Raw genomic sequence first — 8,580 nt, 5'->3', positions numbered from 1 at the left:
GATTCATCCCCTGCCTGCAGAGGAAGGGGTCTTCTCTCCTATTCTGATAAATAGTGCCAACAACGTAACCGCTTGAATCCGTTACATAGTCATTAGGTAAGGCTTGCGTTGTAGGCACGATAACTCCACTTTGACAAATGACTGGGTAATTGGGGTGTCCAAATAGTTCCTTCGCAATAAACAGCAATTACACCTTCCGTTCCGGAGAGGTTGGGGTTGCTCCATTCATAATCGTTTCCATCTGAAGTGATGCCTATAATACTAACACTAGCAGATGAGGAGCGGGATCAGCCAATGCAACAGAAGGAAGCAGCATGATAGCAAATACCAGAACAAATGAAATACTCATTCCAAATACTTTTTTCATTTTTTCCACCTTTTCATTAATATTTTGGTTGGAGTTCAATAATAGAAGCAGTTGAAGCCTATTTTCTCCACCTCTCTTCAATCAATATATTCTGCTTTAAATTTGAACTTCCGAACACAAATGATCGAGTATGATAAAAATCGTCTGGTTGTTTTTGAGAATATTGACTATCGAATGTCTGTAAATAATCAACATACATAATTTCTCATAATGAAACCGAAAGACTTAAAGCAGATGGTCAGACGTACCTTCATGTTTGACAACGGATTTTCCGCAGAATAAAATAATAAAACGATAATATTTTCCTCGCTTTCTCATTCCGGCAGAAGGGAGGCATTGCCCAAACATATGATGAAGCAAAGAATACTGGCTCAAGCCAAACAGCAGATTTTGACAAGAGGCTTTCGGTTTACGATGGCAGACATGGCGAAGCAGTGCGGGATCAGCACCAAGACGATATACGAATGCTACGCCTCCAAGGAAGAATTGATCCGCGACCTGGTCGAGCAGGCCATTGAGGAAGTCAAAGAGCGGGAACAGGCGATTCTGAATGACCCGAGGCTTGGCACGATGGATAAATTGCAGGCTTTGCTTGTGCTGCTTCCGCAGGATTTTCAATTTTTTGAATTCAATCGTCTGTACGAGCTGCAGCGGTATTATCCCGAGGTGTGGAATAGCTTGAACGCCTTTATGGAGGAGCAGTGGGACGGAGTGACGCAGATGATCCGGGAGGGCCAGGCCGAAGAGCTGCTGGGGAATTTCAATACGTCTCTGTTTATCCAGATGTATATCGGCGGACTGCACCGGTTGATGGAGCAAGCCTCGGCGCATCCGGGCCGGCTGACCCTTCGGGAAGCGCTGGACGAGCTGGTGGACATTTTAATGAACGGGATCAGAAGGAGGTAAAAGCATGCATTGGTTCTTGCTCATCCTGGCCATAGCCGCTGAAGTGGCGGGCACTACGTTCATGAAGCTCTCGGCGGGATTCACGAGGCCCGTTCCCTCCGTCCTGCTTATTGTCTGTTATCTGCTCAGCCTGTCCATGCTGAATCTTGCGCTGAAAGGCATCTCCGTAAGCGCGGCCTACGCCATTTGGTCCGGGGTGGGCACCGCTTTTGTGGCGGGGATCGGCTGGGCGCTGTTCGGCGAACAGATCACGGCGTTCAAGGCCGTATGCATTGTGCTCATTATTGCGGGGGTCGTCGGCTTGAATCTGAACGAGGGAAGCCGTGGGAAAGACGACAATCCGGGCGGACAGGTCGTTCCGGGAGAGATAACGGCGCTGAAGGAGAAATCACGGTGAGCGGCAGGCTGAGGGGGTTGTTTTTATTTACAGATCTCTCGTTTCTTGTCTATTGGGTGGTCACGGCGTTTCATTGGATTCCCCCCGAGTATGCGTATCAGGATTATAACAATAAGCTGCTGACCGTCTGGAACTGGTCCTTCCTTCCGCTTGACCTGTTGATCTCGGCAACCGGCCTGATCAGTCTCTATTTTTACCGTAAATCCAGTCCGGTCTGGAGGCCGCTGGTCCTGATTTCGCTTATCCTCACCTCTTGCTCAGGGCTTCAGGCCATAGCGTTCTGGGTCATCAAACAGGACTTTGACCTTGCCTGGTGGATTCCCAATCTGTACCTTCTTCTTTATCCGCTGTTTTTTATACCGGGGCTGGTCCGGCAAATGGCTTTCACAGACGCTTCGATGAACCGTAGGGCCTGAAACGCCGTCCCGGAAAGGGTCGGCTTGCATTACGGAGCTTTTTACTGTTCACATGTAAGGGGAGACAGCATTTGAAGACATCGCACCACATTGCAATTATCGGGGGGACCGGCAGAGCGGGACGTCACCTCGCATACAAAGCGCTGGACAACGGCCACAGCGTCCGCTTGCTTGTCAGGAACCCGAAGAAATGGACCGATGATGACGACAAAATACAGATTATCGCCGGGGACGCCCGAAACGAAAGCTCCATTCGCTTGCTTCTGGATGGCTGCGACGCTGTCATCAATACCTTCGGGCAGCCTGTAAAGGCTGAACCGCTGTACAGCGGGATCACACGTCAAATCCTTGCGGTAATGAACGAGTATGGAATTCAAAGATATATCGGCGTTACCGGCGGGTCTCTTAATGTGGAAGGCGACCGAAAGTCCTGGAGCAACCGAATCGTGTCCAAAGGGTTTGAAATCCTGTTTCGCAAGATGATTGCCGATAAGAAAAAAGAGCTGGCCCTTCTGATGAAGAGCGGGCTCGATTGGACGCTTGTGCGCTTGCCCTTCGTGGTCGAAGGTGCGGAGACGGGGACCATCAAGGAACATTTAACGGATGTTCCGGGCAGAACGATTACGAATGAAGATATTGCCCGCTTCCTCATTAACCAGATTGACGATGCGAAGTATGTAAGAAAGACTCCTTGCATTTCAAACTGACTCCAGCAGTTTGAAGGAACGATCTTTGACCACTGGGACGATATCATCCTATGAATAACAAACCAACAAACTCCCTGGCTGCTTCGGCAGCTTAGGGAGTTTGTCTTCAATCTGACCTGTTGAAGTTCAACAGGTTTATCCATCCAATAAATTTTACACTTTCTTTAATAGACTTTCGTTTTTGCATGTGGCACTATCCTTGTATAATTAATTAGAATGTAATACTAACGTCTTCAGAATCCCACATAGTATAACTGTTCACTGTCACTTGAGTACGATTAGTGTCATTTGTTCCAAATGCCCCATGCCGGACAGTGTTTGCAGATGTTACTCGAGCGTAGCCTGTCGTCGAATAGAGATATGCATCACTAAATTTGGCATTATTCAAATAGTCACCATTGCTAAAGTTCGCTGTATCATTACACAATGTAATTTGTCTATTAAAAATACCGTTCGTGCTCCATATATGGTTGCCAACATAATAAATAAAGTCAGTATACACAGTATTGAAATTATTGGCATCAAGAGCTTTAAATTCCAAGTATCCATTATTTAAGACATTGGCAATGAAATATACTCTTGACCCTGCCGTTAATCCACTAATTGCGCTAGTTGTAGCATGTTGCCCTAAATCCGGGCTATTGTATACGCCTCTCCAGCCGTTACCCTCATATCCTCCTCCATACCACAAACCCACATCAATACCCCATCCATCTGAGCCTGAAACAGTATAAAATAAATATCCTGAAGAACCACCTGCTCTATTAACATAAGGGAGGGTTGCGAAAGCTGTAGATGTATTATATCCGGAAGAATCAGATACTACTTCGTAGCCAATACCGTTATCACCAGGGCGATTGGTTGAATATGGGGTACTAGCAATACTGTAAGTATTAGCACCACTGTTATTGATAATTGTGGACGGAGTATCAACTAATCCCTTTACATATTTTTGAATTTGGTCATCACTAAAATTGTAAGCTGCAACTTGTTGTTTTAATGACAATATATTTGCATCATACAAATCTGATTTTGAAATACTAACTGACTGGTTTTCCTTGCTATAAATTTTGTCGCTTGTTGTATTAGATTTCTTAAAAGGAGTCACATCAACTTTATGATCCTTCAAAAAGTCAACAGCTTCATTACTTATTATGTAGTCACCTTTTTTATCGGTTTGAGCAAAAGTTGGAATTGCCAATGAAAAAAACAGTACAATTGATGTGGCGGCTGTTACAACACTTTTAATTTTCATATTTAGATTCCCTCCCAGATTAATTTAATATGCCATGGTAAAAACATCAAAATTATTACTCAAGCCCCCCTTTAATGGATTCATATGTAATTCTATTCCAATTAATTCCTATTTTCAATATAAAATTGTAAATATTCCTATAGATTTTCGTTAAAACCTGGTAGAGTAATTTTTCGTATCAGACCTCTCCAAGGTTACGGAAGCATTATAAAATAACTCTCGATGGAAGACCTGAAAAAGACAATACGAAAGTGACCCTCGGACCGATAAAAAAAGGCCAGGGTAATCAATATATTACTGTTTGATGATCACGTGTTGATTTTCTTACCACCCGCAGGAACAGGCAAATAAGCGAGAAGAAAATGATCTTTCGATTTCTTGAAAAATTTTTATCCATCGTGATCTCTCGTTGCAGGATGGCTGTCCCGTTTTTTTTCACGTACTATCGTCCGTTTCTATCGTTTACCTCCGGACGCTGACTGCGCGGAGGCTCCCGCCCCGATACCACTGCACAAGTCCGAGCGAGACCAGGCTGACCGCCAGCCAGACGGCCGACCTTCCGGTGATGGAGGCAAGCAGCGTAGCCGCGTTGACGATGAGCAGAGCCGCTCCGGTCAGGTCGAAGGCCGCGGGTCTCGGCTGCTCTTTGGGAAGCAGGAAGAAGAGAACCGGCATCACCAGCAGCACCAGACAAGTGACGGCGAACAGGCCGTTCCAGCCGAAATACTCGCTGATGAGGCCGCCGACGATCGGCCCAAGGCCGAAGGCCATGGCGCTGCCCGCCGAAATCATCGCAATCGCCGCGCCGCGCCGCTCGGCCCCGATATACCGGCTGGCCAGCACCAGGCCAAGGCCCGCCATAACTCCCGATCCCGCCGATTGCAGAATCCGGGTAAGCAGCAGCACATGAAAGTCATGCGCGAAAATGCCCAGCACCGAGGACAGCCCAAGCGTCGTAAGCCCGACGATAAGAAGCCTGCGGACGGCACAAGATCGAAAAGCCTGCTGTAAATGACCGTCGACAGCGCGTCCTATATACTCGCTATGCCGCAGCCTTACAAGGCCGGATGCTGCATGAGCGATCCGCGTCATTTGACAGATGAACCGCCGGGTTATATACTTTAGGCGAATATTCGGCACTTTTTTCGACAAAACGCACATATGTGCTTTGATGAAGAATCGGAAGGCCGTCCAGCGATGCGAAACGGAGGGATGTTCATGAGTACAGTCAAATGGGCCATTATCGGGCCGGGTGGCATCGCCCGGGAATTCTCCGAGGCAATACAGAAAATCGGCGGCACGCTCTATGCGGTGGGTTCGCGGAGTCTGGATAAAGCGCAGCAATTCGCCGAAGAATACGGAGCGGCCAAGGCATACGGCGACTATAATGAAATGCTGCGGGACCCGGAAATCGACGCGGTCTATGTCTCTACGCCTCACAGCAATCATTATGAATACATTATCGAGAGTCTGAAGCAGGGCAAGCATGTGCTCGCGGAAAAAGCCATTACCGTCAACATTGGCCAGCTTCGGGAAATCGCGGCTTTGGCGGAAGAGAAAGGTCTGGTCGTGGCCGAAGCAATGACGATCTATCATATGCCTTTGTACACCAAGCTGCGGCAAATCGTCGAGTCCGGCAAGATTGGCCCGCTCAAAATGATTCAGGTCTCCTTCGGCAGCCACAAAGAGTACGACGTGAACAACCGGTTCTTCAACAAGGATCTGGCGGGGGGCGCGCTGCTTGATATCGGCACCTACGCCCTGTCGTTTGCCCGCTTCTTCCTGTCGGCCCAGCCGAATGAAATTCTGACCACCGTCAAGCCGTTCGAGACGGGCGTCGATGAGCAATCGGGCATTCTCCTGAAGAATGCTGCCGACGAGATGGCCGTGGTCTCGCTGACCATGCGGGCGAAAATGCCGAAGAGAGGCGTAGTCGCAGGAGAACAGGGCTTCATTACCGTGGACAACTTCCCGCGCGCTTCCAAAGCCGTTATTCAATATCTTGACGGAACTTCGGAAACGGTTGAAGCCGGGAATACAGACGAGGCGATCCAGTATGAAATCAAGGACATGGAGCAGGCGATTGCGGCAGGGGCCAGCGGAACGCTTCAGCTGTCACTGGACGTTATGGAAATCATGAGCAATGTCAGAGGGCAGTGGGGCATAACCTATCCTTTTGAATAAAAAAATATGACGATAGCGGCTCAGCCGCCAAAAAACCGGTCAATGCCCGAAAATATCGTGGCCTGACCGGTTTTGCTTTAGTTCTCATTTTGGGGAGCGATAGGCTTCAGGATGGACAGCTTGCTGCCCTGGAGCGGTTCATCATAGGACCTATTCTCCGCTTACCAATGCGATGAGCACGGGCAGCACCAGGAAGGATCCCAGCGTCGTCCATAGAATGCAGCGGGACACAAACGTCGGGGAAGCACTAAAGCGCTCCGCGAGAATGACCGAGTTAACCGCTACCGGCATGGAGGCCAGAATAAGCAGCACGAAACGGAGCGTCCCTGTAATTCCCAGCAGTGTCAGCACCCCGAGCGCGAGCAGCGGCGCAAGCAGCATCCGCACCGCCATACCCGTCCAGAACACCGACCGTTCTCCCGTTAGGCTCGGCATCCGCACTACCTTCATCATCTGCGCGCCCAGAATCGCCAGCACGACCGGAGAGTAAGCTCCCGCCGCCATGCTTATTCCCTTGTCCAATTCGGCGGGCAGATGCCAATTGAATCCCCTGAGCAGCAGCGCCAACACGGCGGCATAGATCGCGGGAAGGGAGAGTACCGATTTGACGGCATTCTTCACGGAAAAATGGGATCGTGCCGCAAAATAAACGCCAAGCGTATTGATGATAAGCATCTGCCCGATGATATAGACAGAAGCTTTATCAAGACCCGCTTGTCCAAAGGCGAGCAGAACCAGCGGAATCCCGTAGTTTGCGCTGTTGGTCAAGACGGAAACAAGCGTCAAGCCCGCCTGATCGGGCGCGGAGAATTTCATAATTCTGCTGATGCCGCTTGCAGTCCCCCACAGAAACAGCAGATTCAGCAAGGTGAACGCCGCCGTTAAATAGATGTCACCAAACGAAATTTTCGCATGGGCCAGAGTGTCCAGAATGATGGCAGGGCTTAAAAAATACAGGTACAGTGTAAGCAGCGGCTTCGTATCCAGACGCTGAAAGCGTTCGATTAGCGCACCTGCAATAATCGGAACCGACAAAGGGACAACGACTTCGATCAGAGTAGAAAGCACGGTTTGAATCACGGCAGGCACACCTCTTAAGCGGATTTTTTATCTCTAATATATCCACCCGTCCTCTACCCGTCCAAGACCTGTAATCAATATCACTGATAGGCGCAGCCTATATAGGCGGCCAGGATTATTGTTCCATTAACGGAAGGTTATCAACAGAAAGCCCTTCCCTTGTCATAACGCGGCACTTGTCGCCTCAAGAAAGTAAGCCGGTTGCGATTGCTCTTCCAAATTCTTTTTCCGGGCATCTCCCTCCCGCCCCATATCCTACGAAACACATTTTGGACTTGATAAATTTCAGGACTCTTTTTAATTTCTACCTAAGCGCAATGAAGGCCATCCGTGGGGATGACCTATTCAACAGCTGTATATGCGCCCAGTAACTGCGCTAACGGGAAACGGTAGTGGTACAGGGGCACTTACAACGCAGCAGGCGTAGCCGGAGTTACTCCCCCGGCAAGTGCTCCTTGCAAAAAGCGGCCAACTCTTCCTCCTCGTCATCCTCCAGGTCGAATTCAAGAATCCGGTGCGTCGTCGTCTCCATGACATCATACGTAACGACGCTCACTTCTCCGTCAGCCTCTTTGACTACCGCCCGGACGCTGACCCCGTTCTCCGAATAAAGCTCGTCCTCTTCAGGAATATCAAGGTTAATCATAAACTCGTAACGGGTTCCCGCAATAATACCGAACGGGTCCCGGATCTGTTCCACGGTATAGCCCAAAATCGCAAGCATGGATCACCACTCCTTCTTCTCTTACCGACACTTTCATACTCAGGAGATCATCATAGCACAAGCCTGGCGGACAGCGCCAGACAAGGAATCCGGCCCAGCCCTGTCCAGCTCCAGCACACTTCCGCTCGCGGATATACCCGGATATAAATGACCGGGCGAAACGGCTATGCGATTCGTCCGGCCAGCCCGTCTTCCCGTCAGCTGAACGAGAAATGAGGGTATAGGGATTATAGTGGTTCTGCACAGAACTATCAATTGTAGAATTTCGTCGCCATGCGTCGCATCGGAAGGAACGCCGCTGTCGTCTGACAGCGAAATATGATGGAGTTACACGAGAAACATGGCGACGATGGTAGTGACTGCAAGGCCGATCAGCACCGGCTTCACGTTGCGGCGCGCCAGCTCGAACGGACTGACGCCGCAGATCGCCGCAGCCGGAATGAGCGCCCAGGGGATAAGCGTTCCGCCGCCCACCCAGATAGCGGCAACCTGCCCGAGCGCGGTCAGCGTCTCGGCGCCGGAGCCGATGGCGGCTGCAAACAGA

General features: G+C 49.7%; 11 protein-coding genes and 1 pseudogene. 5 read left to right on the top strand and 7 right to left on the bottom strand.

What is annotated here, in order from left to right; translation table 11 throughout:
- The coding region (locus tag L692_RS33375; RefSeq protein ID WP_232238721.1) for a hypothetical protein at positions 1-187 on the bottom strand (187 nt) is incomplete at its 3' end.
- A 66-nt stretch (positions 188-253) separates the two neighbouring features.
- Positions 254-448, bottom strand: coding sequence for a hypothetical protein (locus tag L692_RS31605; RefSeq protein ID WP_156940281.1), 195 nt, complete (start codon positions 446-448; stop codon positions 254-256).
- 267 nt (positions 449-715) lie between these two features.
- On the opposite strand from L692_RS31605, the gene L692_RS0102145 reads away from it, so the two are divergent.
- From L692_RS0102145 to L692_RS0102130, 4 genes are all read left to right on the top strand, one after another.
- Positions 716-1,273: a TetR/AcrR family transcriptional regulator gene (locus L692_RS0102145; protein WP_051503426.1), complete on the top strand. Its 558-nt coding sequence runs from the start codon at positions 716-718 to the stop codon at positions 1,271-1,273.
- Positions 1,274-1,277: 4 nt separating this feature from the next.
- Positions 1,278-1,670 (top strand): DMT family transporter, encoded by a 393-nt coding sequence (locus tag L692_RS0102140; protein ID WP_025696778.1) that lies wholly within the window; start codon positions 1,278-1,280, stop codon positions 1,668-1,670.
- The gene (locus L692_RS0102135) at positions 1,667-2,086 is read left to right on the top strand and encodes a DUF5360 family protein (RefSeq protein ID WP_025696777.1); all 420 of its coding nucleotides are present in this window, start codon (positions 1,667-1,669) and stop codon (positions 2,084-2,086) included. The genes L692_RS0102140 and L692_RS0102135 overlap by 4 nt, the downstream gene beginning before the upstream one ends.
- A 71-nt stretch (positions 2,087-2,157) precedes the next feature.
- The gene (locus tag L692_RS0102130; RefSeq protein ID WP_025696775.1) at positions 2,158-2,793 is read left to right on the top strand and encodes an NAD(P)-dependent oxidoreductase; all 636 of its coding nucleotides are present in this window, start codon (positions 2,158-2,160) and stop codon (positions 2,791-2,793) included.
- Positions 2,794-3,004: 211 nt separating this feature from the next.
- On the opposite strand, the gene L692_RS0102125 is transcribed toward L692_RS0102130, so the two are convergent.
- Together L692_RS0102125 and L692_RS0102120 are read right to left on the bottom strand one after the other, a co-directional pair.
- A complete protein-coding gene (locus L692_RS0102125; RefSeq protein WP_025696774.1) occupies positions 3,005-4,048 on the bottom strand; it encodes a hypothetical protein in 1,044 nt (347 codons plus the stop codon).
- Positions 4,049-4,510: 462 nt separating this feature from the next.
- Positions 4,511-5,140, bottom strand: coding sequence for an MFS transporter (locus L692_RS0102120; RefSeq protein ID WP_025696773.1), 630 nt, complete (start codon positions 5,138-5,140; stop codon positions 4,511-4,513).
- 126 nt (positions 5,141-5,266) lie between these two features.
- Between L692_RS0102120 and L692_RS0102115 the strand changes: the two genes are divergently transcribed.
- Positions 5,267-6,232 (top strand): Gfo/Idh/MocA family protein, encoded by a 966-nt coding sequence (locus tag L692_RS0102115; RefSeq protein ID WP_025696772.1) that lies wholly within the window; start codon positions 5,267-5,269, stop codon positions 6,230-6,232.
- A 150-nt stretch (positions 6,233-6,382) separates the two neighbouring features.
- Here the strand turns inward: L692_RS0102115 and L692_RS0102110 are convergent, their stop codons facing one another.
- The 3 genes and pseudogenes from L692_RS0102110 to L692_RS27575 all read right to left on the bottom strand — a co-directional run.
- On the bottom strand, positions 6,383-7,312 hold the full coding sequence (locus L692_RS0102110; protein WP_025696770.1) for an AEC family transporter: 930 nt from the start codon (positions 7,310-7,312) through the stop codon (positions 6,383-6,385).
- Between the two features lie 433 nt (positions 7,313-7,745).
- Complete coding sequence (locus L692_RS0102105; protein ID WP_025696768.1) at positions 7,746-8,036, bottom strand: DUF6509 family protein; 291 nt, start codon at positions 8,034-8,036, stop codon at positions 7,746-7,748.
- Between the two features lie 327 nt (positions 8,037-8,363).
- Positions 8,364-8,580, bottom strand: a pseudogene (locus L692_RS27575) (hypothetical protein); the annotation flags it as partial.

The organism is Paenibacillus forsythiae T98 (genome assembly GCF_000520735.1).
GTDB classification, from domain to species: domain Bacteria; phylum Bacillota; class Bacilli; order Paenibacillales; family Paenibacillaceae; genus Paenibacillus_AQ; species Paenibacillus_AQ forsythiae.
The sequence above is the reverse complement of the archived record's forward strand: the minus strand, read 5'-3'. Positions and strand labels throughout refer to the sequence as shown.